Source organism: Streptomyces sp. ICC4 (assembly GCF_003287915.1).
GTDB lineage: Bacteria > Actinomycetota > Actinomycetes > Streptomycetales > Streptomycetaceae > Streptomyces > Streptomyces tritrimontium.
The window spans coordinates 5,018,262-5,038,546 of sequence record NZ_CP030286.1 but is presented as its reverse complement, the minus strand read 5'-3'; the positions used below and the strand labels follow the sequence as shown (position 1 = coordinate 5,038,546).

Annotated in this window: 17 protein-coding genes and 1 pseudogene; 15 read left to right on the top strand and 3 right to left on the bottom strand. The window is 71.7% G+C overall.

The annotated features are described in order from the left end of the window. The first annotated feature begins 48 nt into the window (after positions 1-48). Together ahcY and DRB89_RS23490 are read left to right on the top strand one after the other, a co-directional pair. Entirely contained in the window at positions 49-1,500 is a 1,452-nt protein-coding gene (gene ahcY / locus DRB89_RS23495) for an adenosylhomocysteinase (RefSeq protein ID WP_112450248.1), read from the top strand. 104 nt (positions 1,501-1,604) lie between these two features. After that, positions 1,605-2,228, top strand: coding sequence for a hypothetical protein (locus tag DRB89_RS23490; protein WP_112450249.1), 624 nt, complete (start codon positions 1,605-1,607; stop codon positions 2,226-2,228). Here DRB89_RS23490 and DRB89_RS23485 read toward each other — a convergent pair. Beyond that, positions 2,225-3,148 carry an RDD family protein gene (locus DRB89_RS23485; protein WP_112450250.1) on the bottom strand — a complete coding sequence of 308 codons (924 nt, stop codon included), beginning with the start codon at positions 3,146-3,148 and terminating at the stop codon, positions 2,225-2,227. The two genes, DRB89_RS23490 and DRB89_RS23485, sit on opposite strands and share 4 nt — an antisense overlap. 125 nt (positions 3,149-3,273) lie before the next feature. On the opposite strand from DRB89_RS23485, the gene DRB89_RS23480 reads away from it, so the two are divergent. The 4 genes from DRB89_RS23480 to DRB89_RS23460 all read left to right on the top strand — a co-directional run bounded on the left by DRB89_RS23480 (position 3,274) and on the right by DRB89_RS23460 (position 7,981). Continuing rightward, positions 3,274-4,281: a stage II sporulation protein M gene (locus DRB89_RS23480; RefSeq protein WP_112450251.1), complete on the top strand. Its 1,008-nt coding sequence runs from the start codon at positions 3,274-3,276 to the stop codon at positions 4,279-4,281. Positions 4,282-4,803: 522 nt separating this feature from the next. Beyond that, complete coding sequence (locus tag DRB89_RS23470; protein ID WP_112463404.1) at positions 4,804-5,856, top strand: alpha/beta hydrolase-fold protein; 1,053 nt, start codon at positions 4,804-4,806, stop codon at positions 5,854-5,856. A gap of 173 nt (positions 5,857-6,029) precedes the next feature. Continuing rightward, positions 6,030-7,187 carry an alpha/beta hydrolase-fold protein gene (locus tag DRB89_RS23465; RefSeq protein WP_112446866.1) on the top strand — a complete coding sequence of 386 codons (1,158 nt, stop codon included), beginning with the start codon at positions 6,030-6,032 and terminating at the stop codon, positions 7,185-7,187. Next, positions 7,184-7,981, top strand: coding sequence for a trypsin-like peptidase domain-containing protein (locus DRB89_RS23460; protein ID WP_112446868.1), 798 nt, complete (start codon positions 7,184-7,186; stop codon positions 7,979-7,981). Before DRB89_RS23465 ends, DRB89_RS23460 begins: the two co-directional genes overlap by 4 nt. 63 nt (positions 7,982-8,044) lie before the next feature. On the opposite strand, the gene DRB89_RS23455 is transcribed toward DRB89_RS23460, so the two are convergent. Both DRB89_RS23455 and DRB89_RS23450 read right to left on the bottom strand, forming a co-directional pair. After that, positions 8,045-8,938, bottom strand: coding sequence for an EamA family transporter (locus DRB89_RS23455; RefSeq protein ID WP_112446871.1), 894 nt, complete (start codon positions 8,936-8,938; stop codon positions 8,045-8,047). Positions 8,939-9,046: 108 nt separating this feature from the next. Beyond that, the gene (locus tag DRB89_RS23450) at positions 9,047-10,168 is read right to left on the bottom strand and encodes a pyridoxal-phosphate dependent enzyme (protein ID WP_112446879.1); all 1,122 of its coding nucleotides are present in this window, start codon (positions 10,166-10,168) and stop codon (positions 9,047-9,049) included. 232 nt (positions 10,169-10,400) lie between these two features. Between DRB89_RS23450 and DRB89_RS23445 the strand changes: the two genes are divergently transcribed. From DRB89_RS23445 to DRB89_RS23405, 9 genes and pseudogenes are all read left to right on the top strand, one after another. After that, positions 10,401-11,975, top strand: a complete 1,575-nt coding sequence (locus DRB89_RS23445; RefSeq protein ID WP_112446881.1) for a S8 family peptidase — start codon at positions 10,401-10,403, stop codon at positions 11,973-11,975. 147 nt (positions 11,976-12,122) lie between these two features. Beyond that, positions 12,123-13,316, top strand: a complete 1,194-nt coding sequence (locus DRB89_RS23440; protein WP_112463403.1) for a DUF4190 domain-containing protein — start codon at positions 12,123-12,125, stop codon at positions 13,314-13,316. A 163-nt stretch (positions 13,317-13,479) separates the two neighbouring features. After that, positions 13,480-14,232 (top strand): GntR family transcriptional regulator, encoded by a 753-nt coding sequence (locus DRB89_RS23435; protein ID WP_112446886.1) that lies wholly within the window; start codon positions 13,480-13,482, stop codon positions 14,230-14,232. A 79-nt stretch (positions 14,233-14,311) separates the two neighbouring features. Then, positions 14,312-15,469, top strand: coding sequence for an RNA-guided endonuclease TnpB family protein (locus DRB89_RS23430; protein ID WP_112446888.1), 1,158 nt, complete (start codon positions 14,312-14,314; stop codon positions 15,467-15,469). Between the two features lie 80 nt (positions 15,470-15,549). Next, a pseudogene (locus DRB89_RS23425) lies at positions 15,550-15,975 on the top strand (hypothetical protein); the annotation flags it as partial. A gap of 160 nt (positions 15,976-16,135) precedes the next feature. Further along, the gene (locus DRB89_RS23420) at positions 16,136-16,339 is read left to right on the top strand and encodes an SPOR domain-containing protein (protein WP_112446890.1); all 204 of its coding nucleotides are present in this window, start codon (positions 16,136-16,138) and stop codon (positions 16,337-16,339) included. Positions 16,340-16,380: 41 nt separating this feature from the next. Beyond that, a complete protein-coding gene (locus DRB89_RS23415; RefSeq protein ID WP_239516297.1) occupies positions 16,381-16,878 on the top strand; it encodes a (deoxy)nucleoside triphosphate pyrophosphohydrolase in 498 nt (165 codons plus the stop codon). A gap of 166 nt (positions 16,879-17,044) precedes the next feature. After that, positions 17,045-17,473 carry an ATP-binding protein gene (locus DRB89_RS23410; RefSeq protein ID WP_112446892.1) on the top strand — a complete coding sequence of 143 codons (429 nt, stop codon included), beginning with the start codon at positions 17,045-17,047 and terminating at the stop codon, positions 17,471-17,473. A 194-nt stretch (positions 17,474-17,667) separates the two neighbouring features. Next, positions 17,668-20,265 (top strand): SpoIIE family protein phosphatase, encoded by a 2,598-nt coding sequence (locus tag DRB89_RS23405; RefSeq protein WP_239516296.1) that lies wholly within the window; start codon positions 17,668-17,670, stop codon positions 20,263-20,265. Positions 20,266-20,285 lie beyond the last annotated feature (20 nt).

Below are 20,285 nucleotides of genomic sequence, written 5' to 3'. Positions count from 1 at the left end.
CGGCTCAGCCGTACCCAACCTCTCGATCCCACGAGGAGCAGCATCCACATGACTGCCGCATTCACCGACTTCAAGGTCGCGGACCTTTCGCTGGCCGCCTTCGGGCGCAAGGAGATCACCCTCGCCGAGCACGAGATGCCCGGCCTGATGTCGATCCGCCGCGAGTACGCCGCCACCCAGCCGCTGGCCGGCGCCCGCGTCACCGGCTCCCTGCACATGACCGTGCAGACCGCCGTCCTCATCGAGACGCTCGTCGCCCTCGGTGCCGACGTCCGCTGGGCCTCCTGCAACATCTTCTCCACGCAGGACCACGCGGCCGCCGCCATCGCGGTCGGCCCGACCGGCACCCCGGAAGACCCGCAGGGCGTCCCCGTCTTCGCCTGGAAGGGCGAGACGCTGGAAGAGTACTGGTGGTGCACCGAGCAGGCGCTGACCTGGCCGAACACCCCCACCGGCGGCCCGAACATGATCCTCGACGACGGTGGCGACGCCACCCTCCTCGTCCACAAGGGCGTCGAGTTCGAGAAGGCCGGCGCGGCCCCGGACCCGTCGACGGCGGACTCCGAGGAGTACGCGTACATCCTCACTCTGCTCAACCGCACCCTGGGCGAGGCCCCGCAGAAGTGGACGCAGCTCGCGTCCGAGATCCGCGGCGTCACCGAGGAGACCACCACCGGCGTCCACCGCCTCTACGAGATGATGGCCGAGGGCACCCTGCTCTTCCCGGCGATCAACGTGAACGACGCCGTCACCAAGTCGAAGTTCGACAACAAGTACGGCTGCCGGCACTCCCTGATCGACGGCATCAACCGCGCCACCGACGTGCTCATCGGCGGCAAGGTCGCGGTCGTCTGCGGTTACGGCGACGTCGGCAAGGGCTGCGCCGAGTCCCTGCGCGGCCAGGGCGCCCGCGTCATCGTCACCGAGATCGACCCGATCTGCGCGCTCCAGGCGGCCATGGACGGCTACCAGGTCGCCACCCTCGACGACGTCGTGGAGATCGCCGACATCTTCATCACGACCACGGGCAACAAGGACATCATCATGGCCGCCGACATGGCCAAGATGAAGCACCAGGCGATCGTGGGCAACATCGGCCACTTCGACAACGAGATCGACATGGCCGGCCTCGCGAAGATCGAGGGCATCGTCAAGGACGAGGTCAAGCCCCAGGTCCACACCTGGAAGTTCCCCGACGGCAAGGTCCTCATCGTCCTGTCCGAGGGCCGCCTCCTGAACCTGGGCAACGCGACCGGCCACCCCTCGTTCGTCATGTCCAACTCCTTCGCGGACCAGACCCTGGCCCAGATCGAGCTGTTCACGAAGCCGTCCGAGTACCCCACCGACGTCTACGTCCTGCCGAAGGCCCTGGACGAGAAGGTGGCCCGCCTGCACCTCGACGCCCTCGGCGTCCGGCTGACCACCCTCCGCAAGGAGCAGGCCGACTACATCGGCGTCAAGGTCGAGGGCCCGTACAAGCCGGACCACTACCGCTACTGATCCCCGAGGATCCGCGGCACCCACGAGAGCACCCACGCGTCAGGCCCCCGGCATCCGTGCCGGGGGCCTGCCCCGTACCCGCCAGAGACCCAGGAAGACGCCCCATGCCCCGCGGCCGCTACTCGCTCCACGACCCGCACGACCACACCGCCCTCGGCGAGGAGCACTTCCACTGCGCCCCGGGCCCCTCGGGCTGGCGCTACGTCTCCCAGCTCACCGCCCCCGACGGCGGGCACCGCGGCTCCGTCGACCTGGCCGTCGACGAGCTGGGCCGCCCCATCCGCCTCGAGGTCAACGCCTCCAGCTGGCAGGTCCGCGGCGCCGCCATCGACGGCGTCACCTGGGTCCGCACCGACCCGGCCGGAGCCGAGGCGACCGAGGGCAACGTCCCGGGGGCGTCCGGCTTCACCGGCACCTCCCCGGCCTTCCTCGTCGCCACCGCCCGGCTGCTCCGCCTGACCCCCGGCGCCCCCGCGACCCGCGTCCGCCTCGTCGCCCTGACCGACCCCGTCCTGGCGGCCCGTACGGTCGACCAGGCCTGGGCCCTCCTGCGCCGCGCCGAGCACCCCACCGACAGCGGCCCGCTCCTGGTCGACGAATACCAGGTCAGCGCCCTGGACACCGGCGAGGTCCACACGGTCCACCTCGCCGGCGACGTGGTCCTCGCGGCCCCCGGCATCGAACTCGAACACCTGGAAACCCCGCCGTCGTCCTTCGAGACGGCCTAGGCCGGCGGCGCGAACCCGGTCGTACGAGGCGGCCGGTCCGCCACGGGCGCCGGTACGGGCACGTGCGCCACGGGCGCGGGTGCCGCCGGTGCGAGGGCCGGCATCACCACGGGAGCGGGCTGCCCGTACGGCACGGGAACGGGTACGGGCACGGGCACCGCTCCGGGAGCGGGCTGCCGGAAGGCCCGGGCGGCGTCCCGCGACTGGCGCTCGTGCACCACGGCCATCAGGAACGCGGCGGCCGGCACCCCGACCGGCGGCGGAGCACCGGTCCGCGCCACCAGATCGTCCGCGAGCCGCACCGCCATCGAGGCGCCCACCTGCGGATCCAGCTGGTCCATCCGGGTCAGGTACTGCCGTATCGCGAGCCACAGTCCGTCCGGCACCGCCGACAGGTCCAGCCCCCCGAACCGCCCGGCCAGCCACGGCGGCGGCGGAGGCACCGGCATCACCCGCGCCCCCGGCACCCGCTCCCGGATGACGAGCGTCCCCGCGAACACGTCGCCGAGGCGCCGCCCCCGCTCCGAGAACAGCGAGGCGATGCACGCGATGGACCCGAAGAGCATCAGCAGCTCGAACACCCCGAAGGCCCCGCGCACCATCGCGTGCCGGAAGCGGATCGGACCGCCGTCATCGCGGACCACCCGCAGCCCGCAGGCGAGCTTGCCCAGCGACCGCCCGTGCGTCAGCGTCTCCACCGCGATCGGCACGCCGACCATGATCAGGACGAACGACGCCACCGACACGGCCGCCTGCGCCGCCCCGTCCATCGAGGCGATGGCGAAGGTCAGCCCGAGGGTGATGAGCAGATACCCGACGATGTACACGAGATAGTCCAGCAGGATCGCCAGCGCCCGGCTCGGCAGCCTCGCCGGCCGCAGCCCCAAGACGACCGCGTCCCCCGTCACCAGATCGCTCACCGCTGCACTCACCCTTCACGTGACCTGCCCCGCCCCTTTGGCAACCAGTCTGCCAAGCTGACCACAGAAGAAGCAGAAAAAATCAGGGGACCAGCAGGAACCAGGGGCAGGGGAGCGCCAACCACATGGATCTCGACGTCTTCGTGGCAGCCCACCAGGCGGAGTGGGCCCGCCTGGAACAGCTCCTGGGCCGGGGCCGGCGCCTCACGGGAGCGGAGGCCGACGAGCTCGTCGCGCTCTACCAGCGCACGGCCACCCACCTCTCGCTGATCCAGTCCACCACCCCCGACCCGATGCTCACGGGCCGCCTGACCCAGCTCGTCGCCCGGGCCCGCGCCACGGTGACGGGAGCCCGCAAGGGCGGCTGGCGCGACGCGGTCCGGTTCTTCACGACCGGCTTCCCGGCCGCTGTCTACGTCAGCCGCCGCTGGTGGATACCGACGGCGCTGCTCTCCACCGCCGTCGGCGTGCTCGTCGGCTGGTGGATAGCGACCCATCCCGAGATCCAGGGCGCCATCGGGGCGCCGGCGGACCTCAAGGAGATGACGAAGCCGGGCGGCGGGTACGAGGCGTACTACTCCAGCCACCCCGCGGCCTCCTTCGCGGCCCAGGTCTGGACGAACAACGCCCAGGCGGCCGCGATCTGCCTGGTCCTGGGCGCCTTCCTGGGCCTGCCGGTGCTCTACATCCTGTGGCAGAACATGCTGAACCTCGGAGTCGGCATCGGCCTGATGTCCTCCGCCGACCGACTCGACGTCTTCCTCGGCCTGATCCTCCCGCACGGCCTGCTCGAACTGACGGCGGTCTTCGTCGCCGCCGGCACGGGCCTGCGCCTGGGCTGGACGGTCATCGACCCCGGCCCGCGCACCCGCCGGGTGGCCCTGGCCGAACAGGGCCGCGCGGCCATCGGCATGGCCATCGGCCTGGCCGTGGTCCTCTTCATCTCGGGCCTGATCGAAGGCTTCGTCACCCCCTCCGGCCTGCCCACTTGGGCCCGCATCACCATCGGCGTGGCCGCCGAGGCCCTCTTCCTGGTCTACGTCTACGTCCTCGGCGGCCGTGCCGCCCGCGCGGGCGAGGTCGGCGACGTGGAGGTCGCGGACCGCACGGCGACGCTCCCCACCGCGGCCTGATGTGCGTGCGGGCACGCTGAGCTGCTAGTCTCCTCGTCGTCCCGCAAACACCGTTGACACGGTGGCTGTGGGGAGGTAGATTCGAACGGTTGCCTCGAACTGGACAAGTTCGGCAGCGATGGTTTAAAGTCTTTCTCGCCCCCCGGAATTGAATTCCAAGTGGGCACTCGACTCTTCATTCAGGAAACTGAAGCCGGGAAATCCGGTGGAAATCTTCTGATAGAGTCGGAATCGCCGGAAAGGGAAACGCGAAAGCGAAGAACCGGAAGGCGGAAAACAAGCGAGACTGACTCTGATAGAGTCGGAAACGCAAGAACGAAGGAAGCGCCCGGAGGAAAGCCCGAGAGGGTGAGTACAAAGGAAGCGTCCGTTCCTTGAGAACTCAACAGCGTGCCAAAAATCAACGCCAAAAAGTTGATACCCCGTCCATTTCGGTGGATGAGGTTCCTTTGAAAAAGACCTGCGAGGTCGCGGTTCTGCCCCCCGCAGCCGCCCCGCCGCTCCGGGCGCTCCCGCCGTACGGTGTGGACCGCCGCGGCCGTCGCCTTCGCGCTCCTCCTCGGCGGCGGCTCCTTCGCCGCCTGGAAGCTGGACTGGTTCTCCGGCAACGGCTCCGCGGTGAGCTTCGGCAAGACCCCGCCGCCCGCCGACGCGGGCACCGGGAAGAAGACCCCGGACGAGGCCCCGAAGACCGCGCCCACGCCGAGCGGCGACCCCGACGTACAGCAGGCGACGGGCCCGGCGGCCGCCTTCAAGCAGACCGCCAAGCTCGACGACGGCACGATCATCGCCAAGACCCGCCTCGTCGGCGCCAAGTCCGGCTTCGAGGGTGACGTCTGGGTGTGGACGCCCAAGGAGTACGAGGACCCGAAGTACGCCAAGAGCGGCTTCCCGGTCCTCATCGCGCTCCCCGGCGGCAACGGCTACCCGGCCAACTACTGGTCCGACCGCAGCCTCGGCCTCCAGAAGGCCATCAGCGAGGGCGTCCAGGCCGGTACGAGCCTGCCGTTCATCGTGATCATGCCCGTGCTGAACCCGGACGCGAAGTACTACTACGACGGCTCCGACATCCCCGGCCAGCCCAAGATGGGCACCTGGATCGCCGAGGACATCCCGGACTTCACCCGCGCCAACTTCCGTACGTACAAGTCCCGCGACGGCTGGGCCTTCATGGGCTCCTCCTCCGGTGCCTTCGTCGGGATGAAGCAGCTCCTCCAGCACCCGGACAAGTTCAAGGCCGTGATCGCCAGCGGCGGCGAGATCGTTCCCGACTCCCCGCTCTGGAAGGGCCACCAGGCGGAGATGGACGCGAACAACCCCGAGACGCTGGCGCAGAAGCTGATCGACGCGGGCGGCCCCGAGGTCCACATCAACTTCCAGATCGGGACCAAGGAGAGCGGCAAGCAGCGGATGACGCAGTTCCAGGAGAAGTACGGCAAGGGCCCGGTCAAGATGACCATCCGCGACATCCAGAACGGCGAGCACAACGGCTGGCACTACGTGCGCGGCATGAAGGAAGGCTCGCTGGAGTGGATCAGCAAGGTCCTGAAGGGCCCGAAGCCCGAAGCCGGCTGACCGGGGTCCCGCTCCCGGAGCGCTCCGGGGCGTTCACCCGCGTGGCCCTCGCCACGTCCGTCCGTCCCAGGCAACCCGGCCGGTCGTTCATACCTCTGTTAAGGATGTAAGGGCGACCAATCGGTCGGCCCCGCGCTTCCGCGGGGGCGCCGGAGAGGGAACGGGAACATTCCGTGCACCAAGACCAGCAGGGTGACGGCAGCGCCACGACCGGCGGCGGCACGACCGACGGCGCCAGTGCCACGACCGGCGCCGGCCGCCGTCCCGCGCGCCGCCGGCGCCGGATCCTGATCAGCGGCGGGCTCGGCCTCGTCCTCGTGGCCGGCGGCGGGGCGGCCGGCTACCACTACGGCCTCTTCTCGGACATAGGCGATCCCGTCTCCTTCGGGAAGTCCCGGACCGCGGCCTCCACCGCCTCCGACGCCCGGTCCGGCGTGAGCATGCCGACCGGGCCGAAGGCCGAGTTCGTCCGCACCTCCCGGCTGCCGGACGGCACGCAGATCGCCAGGACGACCCTGACCGGCGCGAAGTCCGGCTTCACGGGTGACGTGTGGGTGTGGGTGCCGAAGGAGTACGACGACCCGGCGTACGCCGACAGCGCCTTCCCCGTCCTGATCTCGCTGCCCGGCGGCCGCGGCTACCCCACGAACTACTGGGGGACGGGCCCCGGCCTCGGCCTCCAGCAGGCGGTGAGCGACGGGGCGAAGGCCGGTACGAGCCTGCCCTTCATCCTGGTCATGCCCGTGCACAACGCCGACACCAAGCACCACTTCGACGCCTCCGACATCCCCGGAGAGCCCAAGATGGGCACCTGGATGGTCGAAGACGTCCCGGATTTCACGAAGGCCAATTTCCGGACCTTCACCTCCCGCGACGGCTGGGCCTTCATGGGCTCCTCGGCGGGCGGATTCGGCGCCTTCAAGCACGTCCTGAAGTACCCCGACCGCTTCAAGGCGGCCATCGCGAGCGGGGTCGACATCGTCCCCGATTCCCCGCTGTGGAAGGGGAACACGCAGGCCATGGACGAGAACAACCCCGAGAAGCTCGCCGCGAAGCTGATCAAGGCGGGCGGCCCGGACGTCTACGTCAATTTCCAGATCGGCACCGCGGAGACCGGCCGGGAGAAGGCCGAGCAGTTCATCAAGGACTACGGCAAGGGTCCCGTGCACACCACGCTGCAAGTGATCCAGGATGGTGAGCACAACGGGAAGTCGTACGTACGCGGGATGCGGGAGGGCGCATTGGAGTGGATCAGCAAGGTGATGTCCGCACCCACCCCCAAGCCGCGGCCGGCCGGAAGCGGCAGCGCAAGCGGCGCCGCCCCCCGATGAGCCCCGGGGCCAAGGCGATCGCCTCGGCGGCCGTCGCCGGCCTCGCCGCGGTGCTCGCCGTGGTGTTCGTCGACACCGCCGGCGGCTACGAGGACCGCAACGTGCTGCCCTTCCCCACCGTCGGGGTGCTCATGGCGGGCGGCGAGCACTGGTGCACCGCCAGCGTCGTCGACAGCCCGCAGGGCAACGTCGTCGCCACGGCCGCGCACTGCGTGGCCCCCGCCGGGGAGGACGGGCAGCCGGGCGAGGTCGCGCACGACGGGCTGGCCATCGGCGAGCTCGCCTTCGCCCCCGCCTTCTCCGGCGAGGGCTCCGGGAAGCAGCCGCTCGGCGTGTGGAAGGTGCGCTCCGTCCAGGTCGACGAGCGCTGGACGAAGTGGGGCGAGGACACCGCCGACTTCGCCTTCCTCTCCGTCGAACCGGACGGGGACGGGCGGAGCCTGCAGGAGGTCGTCGGGCACGACGAGGCCGCCAAGCCCGTCTGGACCTCCGGCTACGACCGGGAGGTGACCGTCGTCGGCTACCCGGAATCGCAGCACAACCCCGAGAACAAGCCCGTCGCCTGTACGACGCAGAGCCGGCACGACGAGGACGACCCCGCCATGCTCTACATCAACTGCTCCGGCTTCTGGACGGGGACCAGCGGCAGCCCGTGGATCGCCGACCGGGGCGGGCCCGGGCACCCGGGGCAGCTGATCGGGGTGCTGAGCGGCGGGGACACGGACGTGGACTCGACGGCCGCGCTGTTCGACGGCCGGGCGAAGGCGCTGTACGAACGGGCCGCGAACAGCTGACGGCCACCCACGGCCGGCGCCGGTCAGACGGTCAGACGGCCGGATGGTCAGACGGCCGGATGGTCAGACGGTACGGCGTTCCGTGCTCACGATCACGCACACCGCCGCCACGACGATCGCGCCACCGAGCAGGATCGGCCAGGTCAGGGCCTCGTCGAGGATGAGCCAGCCCAGGGCGACGGCCACGACCGGATTCACGTAGGCGTACGTGGCCACCAGCGAGAGCGGTGCCGCCCGCAGGAGCCACACGTACGCGGTGAAACCGACGAGCGAGCCGAACAGCACGAGGTAGCCGAGGGCCAGCCAGGACGCGGTGGAGTACGAGGCCGGGTCCAGCCCGTGCTGCTCGCCGCGGCACAGGCCCACGAGGATCCCGGCGGCCCCGCCCGCGAGCATCTGGTACGCGCTGCCGGCGAAGGGGTCGGCGGGCAGGGTCAGCCTGGCCGCCGAGAACGAGCCGAGCGCCCAGAGCACCGAGGCGGTGAGCACCAGGAGCACCCCGCCGAGCCCGATCTCGCCGCCGAAGCCGGGGCTGGTCAGGACGGCGAGCCCGCCCAGGCCCAGCAGCACCCCGGCCAGGGTGCGGGGCGAGGGGCGGTCGCCGGAGCCGGCGCGCAGGACGACCAGCCACATCGGTACGGCGGCCACCAGGAGGGCGGCGAGCCCGGAGGGGACCGTGGTCTCGGCGAGGACGACGAGGCCGTTGCCGCCGAGGACCAGGAGCAGGCCGACGAGGACGGCGGAGCCCGCCTGGGCGCGGGTGGCCTTGAGGGCGGCCGGGCCGCGGCGCCAGGCGACGATGCCGGCGAGGAGGGCGCCCGCGGTGAGGAAGCGGGCGCCGGCGGAGAGGAAGGGCGGCATGGTCTCGACGACGATCCGGATGCCGAGGTAGGTCGAACCCCAGACCACGTAGACGAGGGCGAGGGCGATCCAGACGCGGGTCGTTGAGGTGCGCATGACCCGGAGCCTATGTCGTTGGGCAGTGCACCCATCGGGCGCCTCAGCGGGTGCCTCAGCGGGTGGATCGCCCGTGGGGGCGGCCCGCTCGCGAAGCCGATCCGCCCGTCAGGCCCGCGCCGGGGCCAGGCCCGACTTCGCGCCCGCGCCGCAGAGGGGGACCACGGCGGTGCGCTCGTGGAGGGGGTTGCCGGGCGCGCCGGGGCCGACCGCGGCCCAGCAGGCGGCGGCGGTCGGTTCCACGAAGAGCCCGCGCCCGGCCAGGTCGAGCTGGGCCGCGCGGACGCGGTCGTCCGGGACGGTCAGGAAGGTGCCGCCGGACTTACGGACGGCCGCCAGGATCTGGCGGGCCCGGGGCGGGGCCGGGATCGCGATGCCCTCGGCCACCGTGGGGAGCTGCGGGACCGGTTCGGCGTCCTCGGCGCCCGCGTGGAAGGCCGAGGCCAGCGGGGCGACCGCCGCCGACTGGACGGCGATCAACACCGGCGGGCGGACCCCGCGGCGGCCCAGCTCCTCGATCGCCAGCGCGGCCCCGAGCAGCAGCGTGCCGTTGCCGACGGGGACCACCAGCACCTCGGGGAGGTGGCCGCCGAGCGCCTCCCACACCTCGTAGACGTAGGTCTTGGTGCCGTGCAGGAAGTAGGGGTTGAAGACGTGGCTGGCGTAGAAGACCCCGGGGAGGTCGGCCGCCTCGCGCGCCGCCACCGCCGCCGCCTCGCGGCCGCCCGGCACCACCCGGACCGTCGCGCCGTGCGCGCGCATCTGCTCCGTCTTCTTCGCCGAGGTGCCCTCCGGCACGAAGACCTCACAGGCGAGCCCGGCCCGCGCGCAGTACGCCGCGAACGCCGTCCCGGCGTTGCCGCTGCTGTCCGCGACCACCCGCTCGGGGCCCAGCCGGCGCGCGAGCTCCGCGAGCATCACGGCGCCCCGGTCCTTGAACGACAGCGTGGGCATCAGGAAGTCGAGCTTGGCGTGCACCCGTTCCGCCAGCGGCACCAGCGGGGTGTTCCCCTCCGCCAGGGTCACGCCGTACGCCCCGGTCAGCGGCAGTGCGGGGCCGTACCGCCAGAGCGAGCCGGGGCCCGCCGCCGGGTCCAGCGGGACGCCGGGATCGGGGGTGAAGTCGAGGTCCCACGGCCCGCCGCAGAGGGGGCAGCACCAGGGCGCGGTCCGGGCGTCCGCCCGCGCGCCGTCTTCGGGGCAGACGTAGCCGGGGAGTGCGTGCGTCATGTGCGGAGCGCCTTTGCTCGTTCATGGCTTGCGTATGGCACGGATGTTACGCGTCCGTTGTCCTCTTGTGGGGAGCCGAGTCGGTGGGTCAACCTTTCAGGAGCGGCGGCCCGTTGGGCCGAATGCCGCATGGTCGAACCTGCCATGCGCATTGTCATGGCCATGCCCAAACCCGGGGCCGGGACAGCCGCGCACCCCCCGCAGCGCACCACCTATGAGGAGGAACCCTCACATGTCCGTGATGCGTCACACCCGCCGGAAGATCGCCGGCATCGGCGCGACCGCCACCTTGGCCCTCGCGCTCGGCGCCGCCGGCGCCTTACCCGCCTTCGCGGCCTCGGACGCCCCGCAGGGCGTCATCGAGAACGCCGGTGCCGAGGGCACCGTCTCCGGCAGCTACATCGTGACCCTGAACGACTCCGCCGCCCGCTCCACCGCCGACAGCGGGAAGGCCGTCGCCAAGCGGTACGGCGCGAGGATCGACCGGACCTACAGCGCCGCCCTCAACGGCTACTCCGTCGAGGTCTCCGAGGCGCAGGCCAGGGAGCTCGCCGCCGACCCCGCCGTCAAGTCGGTCGTGCAGAACCGGGTGTTCACCGTCGACACCACCCAGCCGAACCCGCCCTCCTGGGGCCTGGACCGGATCGACCAGGCGGCGCTCCCGCTGAACCAGAGCTACACCTACCCGGACAAGGCCGGCGAGGGCGTCACGGCCTACATCATCGACACCGGCGTCCGCAAGACGCACCAGGACTTCGGCGGCCGCGCCTCCGACGGCTACGACGCCATCGACAACGACAACACCGCGCAGGACGGCCACGGCCACGGCACGCACGTGGCCGGCACCGTCGCGGGCACCTCGTACGGCGTGGCCAAGAAGGCCAAGATCGTCGGCGTCCGTGTGCTCGACAACAACGGCTCCGGTACGACCGCCCAGGTCGTCGCCGGCATCGACTGGGTGACCCGGAACGCCGTCAAGCCGGCCGTGGCGAACATGTCGCTCGGCGGCGGCGCGGACTCCGCGCTCGACACCGCCGTACGCAACTCCATAGCCTCCGGCATCACCTACGCCGTCGCGGCGGGCAACGAGACGGCCAACGCCTCCACCAAGTCCCCGGCGCGCGTCGCCGAGGCGATCACGGTCGGCGCCACCACCAACACGGACGCCAAGGCCAGCTACTCCAACTTCGGCGCGGTCCTGGACCTCTTCGCGCCGGGCTCCTCGATCACCTCCACGTGGGGCACGGGCGACACGGCCACCAACACCATCTCGGGCACGTCGATGGCCTCTCCGCACGTCGCGGGCGCGGCCGCCCTCTACCTCGCGGACAACCCGGGCAGCACCCCGGCCCAGATCTCCGCGGGCCTCGTCGCCGCCGCGACCCCGAACGTCGTGACCAGCCCCGGCACCGGCTCCCCGAACCGCCTGCTCCGCGTCGGCACCGGTACCACCCCGCCCAACCCGGGCACCCGCTTCGAGAACCTGAACGACTACGCGATCGCCGACAACTCCACCGTCGACTCGCCGGTCACCGTCAGCGGGATCTCCGGCAACGCCCCGGCCACGCTGAGCGTCTCGGTCGACATCAAGCACACGTACATCGGTGACCTGAAGGTCGACCTGGTCGCCCCCGACGGCACCCTGTACAACCTGCACAACCGCACCGGTGGCAGCGCGGACAACATCATCAAGTCCGTGACGGTCAACGCCTCCTCCGAGGTCGCCAACGGAGTGTGGAAGCTCCGGGTCAACGACAACGCGAACATCGACACCGGCAAGATCGACTCCTGGGCGCTCCAGTTCTGAGCGGAGCGTGAGCGGGTGACGCGGTGAAGTGCGGGGGCGACCGTTCAGGCGGTCGCCCCCGCTGCGTACGATTCGCGCATTCGTTCGCACGCGGATCCGGGCGGACGCTCCCCGTCGCCGCCATGCCCTGATGGAGCACCCCACCCCGTGAGCAGCCAGCCCCCGCACCAGTGGCCCGCACCGCCTCCGTCCCCGACGCCGCCGCCGTACGGAGGCCCGTACGGAGGCCCGTACGGGCCTGCGGACCGGCAGCCGCCCGCGCTCAACGGCTTCGCGCTCGCCTCGCTGCTCGTGGGGCTGCTGTGCTTCCCGCCGCTGGGCATCGTCTTCGCGGTCGTGGCCCTCGTACAGATCGCGAAGAAGGGCGAGCGGGGCAAGGCGCTCGCCGTGGTCGGGCTGGTGGTGTCCGTGGTGATGAGCGCGGCCGTCGTCCTCGCGGTCCCCGTCGTGGAGCGGGCCGCGGACGAGCTCGGCGAACGGGCGCGCGCGGCGCGGCCGTCCGGGGACGTCGCGGGCGTGCTCACGGACGCCGCCGAACTGCGCGTCGGGCACTGCTTCAACGTTCCCGGCGGGGACCTGTACGCCGCCGCGCCGCTGGTGTACCGGATCGACTGCGCCGAGATCCACGACGCGGAGGTCACCTCCGCGACGTCGCTGGGCGGGCGGCGGTTCCCGGGCGCGGAGGAGCTGAGGGACACCGCGGCGCGCGACTGCCTGAGCGCGCAGGACGCGTACGCGATGGACACGTGGGCGCTGCCCGCGTACGCGGAGTCGTTCTACTTCGCCCCCACGCGCGGGAGCTGGAGCGACGGCGACCGGCGGATCGTCTGCGTGATCGGGACGGCGGAGCAGGACCACCGGGGCAGCCTGCGCAAGGACGCCGGCACGCTGACGCCCGACCAGGTGGCCTTCCTGCGGACGATGAACGGGGTCGACGCGGTGCTGAGCCGCGCGCCGGAGGGGGACGTGGACGACGAGCTGCCGGCGTACCGGGACTGGGCGCGGGAGGTGGACCTGGCGCTGGGGGACGAGGCCCGGCTGCTCGACGGGGCGAAGGCGCGGCCGGAGCTGTCCGGGCCGGCGGGCGTGCAGCGGGAGCGGCTGGACGTCGCGCGGCGCGAGTGGCAGCGGGCGGCGCTGGCGAAGACCCCGGACGGGTTCCTGGACGCGTGGGACCGGGCGGCCGCCGCGCTGCCCGTCGAGGTGGAGAAGGTGCTGCGCGGGGCCTACGGGCTGTCCACGACGGTTCCGCCGTGGCTGGAGGAGCCCGCGGGGGACGGACCGGGTGCGCCCGGCACGCCGCCGGGGCCGGGCCGCAGCCCGTCCGTGGAGTCCGCGTGACCGTAACGAGGGGTAACGCGCGGTAACGTGCGGCGGTGTCCGTGAACGCGCGGGTTTGAGTGACCTGGCTTCATCACTTCGGGTGAAACTCTGGCCCTTGCTTGCGATGTACAACCGTCGGTTGCCAGGGTGTAGCTGTCTGTCAACCTGATGGGAGTGGCCAGTGACATTCGGCGAGCAGCCGGCCTATCTGCGGGTCGCCGGGGATCTGCGACGGAAGATCGTCGACGGGTCCCTGCCACCGCACGCCCGGCTGCCTTCACAGGCCCGGATCCGCGAGGAGTACGGGGTCTCCGACACCGTGGCCCTGGAGGCGCGCAAGGTCCTCATGGCGGAGGGGCTGGTCGAGGGCCGCTCCGGATCCGGGACGTACGTGCGCGAGCAGCCCGTGCCGCGGCGCGTCGCCCGCTCCGGCTACCGCACGGGCGGGGTGTCGACGCCCTTCCGCCAGGAGCAGGCGGAGGCGGGCGCCCGCGGCACGTGGGACTCCAACAGCGAACAGGTCGAGGCCCCGGCGGACATCGCCGAGCGGCTCGGCATCGAGGCGGGCGCCCGCGTGATGCGCACGCGGTACGTCTACCGCGACGCGGGGGAGGCGATGATGCTGTCGACCTCGTGGGAGCCGCTGGCCGTGACCGGCCGGAGTCCGGTGATGCTTCCGGAGGAGGGGCCGCTGGGCGGGTCCGGTGTGGTGGACCGGATGGCCGCGATCGACGTGGTCGTGGACAACGTGGTGGAGGAGGTCGGCGCGCGGCCGGGCCTGGCGGCGGAGAGCCTGCTCCTCGGCGGGGTGCCGGGGCACGTGGTGCTGGTGATCGGGCGCACGTACTTCGCGTCCGGCCGGGCCGTGGAGACCGCGGACGTCGTGGTCCCGGCGGACCGCTACCGCCTGGCCTACCACCTGCCGGTGCGGTAGCCGGTGGTCTGCGGGGCGGTCGCTCGTGCGTGGGATCGTCGGAGAATCTGAGCGGGGAAGCGAAAGGTGCGGCGCTGCGGTGAAGATCGTCGTGCAGGTGAAGCTCATGCCTACGCCCGAGGTGGCGTCGGCACTTGAGTGCACCCTGCGCACGGCGAACGAGGCGGCGAACTGGCTCTCCGCGCAGGCATACGAGCGGGGCGAGACCTCGCGTAGGGCGTTGCAGGGCTTCGCCTATCACGATCTGAAGGCCCGGGGCTTGTCGGCGCAGCCCGCGCTGCATGTGCTGCGGAAGGTTGCCGACGCCTACACCACCCTGCGCGCGAACATCCGTGCCGGGAACCTGGGCAAGCCCGGATCCAAGCGTCGGGCCAAGGCCGAGTCGAAGCCGATCGTCTTCCGGGAGGATGCGGCGCAGCCGTACGACGACCGTTGCCTGTCTTGGCAGGTGGACGAGCAGATCGTCTCCATCTGGACGACCACCGGTCGCCTGCGCGGGGTGCAGTTCGTCTGCTCCGAGCAGGCCCGCAAGCTGCTGGTCGAACACCGCAAGGGCGAATCGGACCTGGTACACCGTGACGGAATGTGGTTCCTGATCGCCACGTGCGAGGTTCCCGAGGCCGAGCCCATCGAGCCGACCGATTTCCTCGGCGTGGACCTGGGCATCGTCAACATCGCCACCACCTCGGACGGGAAGATCCACGCCGGACACAGGCTGAACCGATACCGCAAGTGTCAGCTTGCCCTGCGGGCCAAGCTCCAGAAGAAGGGCACGAAGTCCGCCAAGCGCGTACTCAAGCGGCAGTCCCGCAAGGAGCAGCGCAAGGCGACCGAGGCCAACCACATCATCTCGAAAAACATCGTGACCGAGGCTGAACGCACCGGACGCGGGATCGGCATGGAAGACCTTGCCGGTATCCGCCAGCGGGTACGGCTTCGCAAGCCCCAACGGGTCGCGCTGCACTCCTGGGCCTTCGCCCAGCTCGGCCAGTTCGTGGAATACAAGGCGCGTCGTGCCGGTGTCCCCGTGCTGTTCGTCGACCCCGCCTACACCTCCCGCATGTGCGCGGAGTGCGGGCACACAGACAAGCTGAACCGTGTCTCTCAGGGACGGTTCGCGTGCCGGTCGTGCGGATTCGTTGATCACGCAGACCGCAATGCCTCCCGCAACATCCGCGCACGTGCGTGGGATTTGTGGCGAAGCGGGGCGGAGTCACACGCCCCTGCGCCCGCTTAGGGTGCTGGACGGAGGGGACTACCCAGCAGCCAGTTGGGCTCTACCTCCAAGCCCGGCCCTTTAGGGCCGGGTAGCTGATGCGCGCCTACCTGTACTCGGTCAATCCGGCCGGTTTCGGCGCGATGGTGATCGCCTCCACGGTCTCGATCCTCGCCTTCTTCGGCCTTTTCGGGACATACGCCGAGGCCTTCTCCACCTTCATCGCGGCCGGACTCGCGCTCGTCCTCTGCCCGTTGATCGCGTGGGCGACGAAGGGGAAGTACTACCTGGCCAGGACGAACACCGTCAACGGCCCCGGGGTCGAGATCGCGGACGTCACCGCGACGCACCTCTGTTCCGTCTGCGAGACCGCGTACGAACTCCCCGACATCGCCGACTGCCCAGTACAGTCCGGCCCGATCTGCTCGCTCTGTTGTTCACTCGACGCGACCTGCGGGGACGTCTGCCGCACGGCCTCCCCGGGCGGGGCGGTGATTCTGCCGCTGCCGACCGTGCGCGGGGTCTGAACCGGCGCGCACGGCCCACTCGTACGCATGGCCGGATGCGTACGCCCGGGAGGTACCTCTTCGTGAAAAACCGTATCCGCTGAGTAAAGGTCGGGCGTAGGCTCGGGCATATGCGCAATGCGGTTTCCCGGGCAGGTACGTCGGCGGAGGGTGAAACGCGATGAACGACAGCGGTGCCCTGCTCCCGTGGCTGGTCATACGGCAGGACGACAACGGCAACCGCTACCGGGTGGGCCGGTACTCCACCCGGGCCGAGGCCCAGAAGGTCGCCGACAGCCTCGAGGACAGAGGGCACAAGCAGCTCTACTGGATCGAGCGGCTCGTCCAGGGCAGCACCGCCGGCCGGACCGCCACGACGAACTGAGCGGGTCGCCGCTCCCGCCGCCGCTGCCATAGGCTCCGCCCATGACTGTACGAGTGGTCGTGGGCGGAGCCCTTTGTCATGAGGGCCGCCTGCTGGCGGCCCGCCGCAGCGCGCCCCCGGAGCTCGCCGGCCGCTGGGAGCTGCCGGGCGGCAAGACCGAGCCCGGCGAGTCGGTGCCCGAGGCGCTCGTACGGGAACTGCGCGAGGAACTCGGAGTCGAGACCGAGGCGCTGGAGCGGATCCCGGGGGAGTGGCCGCTGAAGCCCGGCCTCGTCCTGCACGTGTGGACGGCCCGGCTGCTCTCCGGCGACCCGGTCGCGCTGGAGGACCACGACGAGCTGCGCTGGCTCGCGCCCGGCGAGCTGGACTCGGTGGACTGGCTCGACCAGGACCGGCCGGCGGTCGCCGAGGCCGGCCGCAGACTGGCGGCGGAGGCCGGGTCGCGAGCGGACCCGGACGCCGGGGCGGGGTCTCCAGCGGACCCGGACGCCGGGGCGCGGGCCGCCGGCGCCGCGGGGGTGGCTCGCGGGGGCGCGTGACGCGCACGCGGCTAGGCCGTCTGCGCCACAGTGCGCCGGTCCGTGGGGGAGCGAGTGGTACGACGCCGCGAATATCGGGTATGTCGCTATTAATCCCTATCTCGTACTTGTCCCCCGTGGTTCTGTCCCTGTCGAACCGGACTGGGGTCGCCAGCCGGCCCGGGAAGTGATCGGCGTGATCGACACAGACGGTGAATGCGCCGAGTGGGCCTTCCCCGCCGAACCGGGTGCCGTCCGCACCGCGCGCCACGCGGTGCGCGGCACCCTTCGCGACTGGGGTCTGGACTCCGTCGGCGATGTCACCGTCCTGCTGGTCAGCGAGCTGGTCACCAATTCCCTGCGCTACGCCTCCGGCCCCATCGGGGTGCGCCTGGTACGGCGCAATCCGGCCGCCGCGGGGGTGCCCGCGGGTCCGGCACTTCTCGTGGAGGTTTCGGATCCGCTTCCGGATCCGCCCCGCGAACGGATCGCCAAGCCCGATGACGAGGGGGGTCGCGGGCTGCATCTGGTGGCGGTCTCGGCACAGCGCTGGGGGACCCGGCACGGGAAGTCGGGCAAGACCGTGTGGTTCGAGTTGGCTCTTCCTGGTGAGTAACAAGGTGAAGGGCAGCCGACGATCACACGGCTTGGCTGAAAAACAACGGGATCCTTTTGTGATCGCGAAGGCCGTGTCGTACGGGGCCATGGTGCTGAATACTTCGGTCATGGCCGGTCCGGTTGCGGTGAGCTGGAGGGGACGGTCGCGTGAGCGAGATACCTGTACAGGCACATCAGGCGCGTGAGGCCCGTGTGTCCCGTGAGGTTGTGCCCGGGGAGACCTGGCACGACTCCCTGTGGCACAGCAGCCCGCCTGGCTCGATATATGACTACATAAAGGTCGCCTCGTTCTCGATCGGGCCCGATGGCCTGATCGACCAGTGGAGTCTGCGCGCGGAGGAGCTCTTCGGGCTGACCCCGGCGCAGGCCGTCGGCCAGGACCCGGTCGACGCCTTCATGCCGCCCGAGCTCCGCGCCGACGGGCACCGCCGGGTCGCCGGAATTCTCGATGGCAAGGAATGGACGGGTCTGATCCCCTTCCGGATCCCCGGCGGCGACGGCAGGCACGGCGTGGCCGAGATCTACGTGATGCCCACCCGGACCGAATCCGACGAGCGGGCCGCGCTCTGCGTGGTGGTCGACGTACGGGCGCTGCGCCGGATCGAATCCGATCTGGCCGCCTCACAGGCGATATTCGGCCAATCTCCTTTCGGTTTCCTGCTCTTCGGTACGGACCTCACCGTGCAGCGCGCCAACCGCCGCTTCGCGACCGTCTTCGGCGGTGCCGCCGAGGAGCACCGCGGCCGCACCGTCCACGACTACCTGCCCCCGCACGAGGCCGACCGGATGGCCGAGGCCCTGCGCAGGGTCCTGGAGACCGGCGACTCCGTCACCGACCTCCAGATCACCGGCGCGGCCCCCGGCAGCCGCGAGCACCGCCACTGGTCCATCAACCTCTACCGCGTCCACGGCGGCACCGGCCGCCCCATCGGCGTCGCCGGCCTCGGCACCGACGTCACCCGCCGCCACCTCGCCGCCCGCGAGGCCGCCGGGGTCCGGCGCAACCTGGCCCTCCTGAACGAGGCCGGACACCGCATCGGCAACTCCCTCGACCTGGAGACCACCGCCCGCGAGCTCCTCGACGTCACCGTCCCCGGCTTCTGCGACCTGGCCGCCGTCGACCTCTACCAGGGGCTGCTGCTCGGCGACGACGACCGCCCCGCCCGCCCGCAGGGGCCCGGCGTACCCAGCCTGCCCGGTCCCGGCCGGGCGCCCTCGGCGCCGCTGCGGCGGGTCGCCTTCGCCTCGGCGGTCTCCGACGCGCCGCTGTCGGGTCCGGGCGCGCTGGTCTCCGTAGGGGAGATCCACCGCTACCCGGCCGGGTCGCCCGGCGCGCTCGCGCTGCGGACGGCGCGGCCGCGGCTGGTCGAGGGCGGCGGACCGGAATCGGGGGACCTCGTCCAGTCCACGCTCGTCGTGCCGCTCGTCGCGCACGACACGGTGGTCGGGCTCGCCCAGTTCTCCCGCACCAAGGGCAGCGAGCCCTTCGGCGAACGCGACCGGGCGGTCGCCGTCGAGCTCGCCGCACGGGCCGCCGTCTGCATCGACAACGCGCGGCTCTACCGCCGCGAGCACGAGCGCGCGCTCATGCTGCAGCGAAGCCTGCTGCCCCCCGGCGACCCGGAGGCGGCCGGACTCGACATCGCCTGCCGCTACCTGCCCGGAAACGCGGCCACCGAGGTCGGCGGCGACTGGTTCGACGTCATCGAGCTGCCCGGGCACCGCACCGCGCTGGTCGTCGGCGACGTCATGGGCCGCGGGCTGCGGGCGGCCGTCGCGATGGGTGAACTGCGCACCGCGGTCCGCACGCTCGCGCTGCTCGACCTGGAACCGGCGGAGGTGCTGACCGCGCTGGACGAGGTCGCGCGCGGGCTCGGCGCGCCCGGCGGCTCCCAGCAGGCGTCCCGGGCGGCACTGCACTCGCGCGACGCCGACCGCTCGGAGGTCTACCTCGCGACGTGCGTCTACGCCGTCTACGACCCGGTGACGCGGCGCTGCACGATCGCCAACGCGGGCCACATGCCGCCCGTGCTGGTGGAACCGGTGGAGGAGGGCGGCGAGCCGCGGCCCGGCCTGCTGCTGGAGATCCCGCCGGGCATGCCGCTGGGCGTGGGCGGGGAGCCGTTCGAGGAGGTCGAGGTCGAACTGCCCGAGGGCGCGCTGCTCGCGCTGTACACGGACGGCCTGGTCGAATCGCGCGACCACCCGCTCGAGGAGGGCCTGCGGGGCCTGCGGGACGCGCTGGCCGACCCCGCGCGACCGCTGGAGGAGGTCTGCGACCACGTCCTCAACACCCTGGACACCCGGCACGGGGAGGACGACATCGCGCTGCTGATGGCCCGCGTCCAGGGCCTGCCGGTGGACGCGGTCGGGGACTGGCAGCTGCCGCGCGAGGCGCGCTCGGTGGGCCGGGCCCGCGAACTTGCCCGGGCCAAGCTGCCGGCGTGGGGCCTGGAAGGCCTGCTCGACACCACGGAACTGCTGGTGAGCGAGCTCGTCACGAACGCCCTGCGGTACGGCGAGGGTGAGATCCGCCTGCGCCTCCTGCTGGACCGGACCCTCGTGTGCGAGGTCTGGGACGCGAACCTGGCCCAGCCCCGGCGGCGCCGGGCGCGCGACACGGACGAGGGCGGCCGCGGCCTCCAGCTGGTGGGCCTGCTCTCGGCGGGCTGGGGCACCCGCCGCACCCACCGGGGCAAGACGGTCTGGTTCGAACTCCCGCTCCCGGGCGCGGTGGCGGAGTCCGTGACGGAGCTCTCGGCGGAGCAGCTGCTGAGCATGTACGGGTGAGCGCGGCCGGGTAGTGCGCC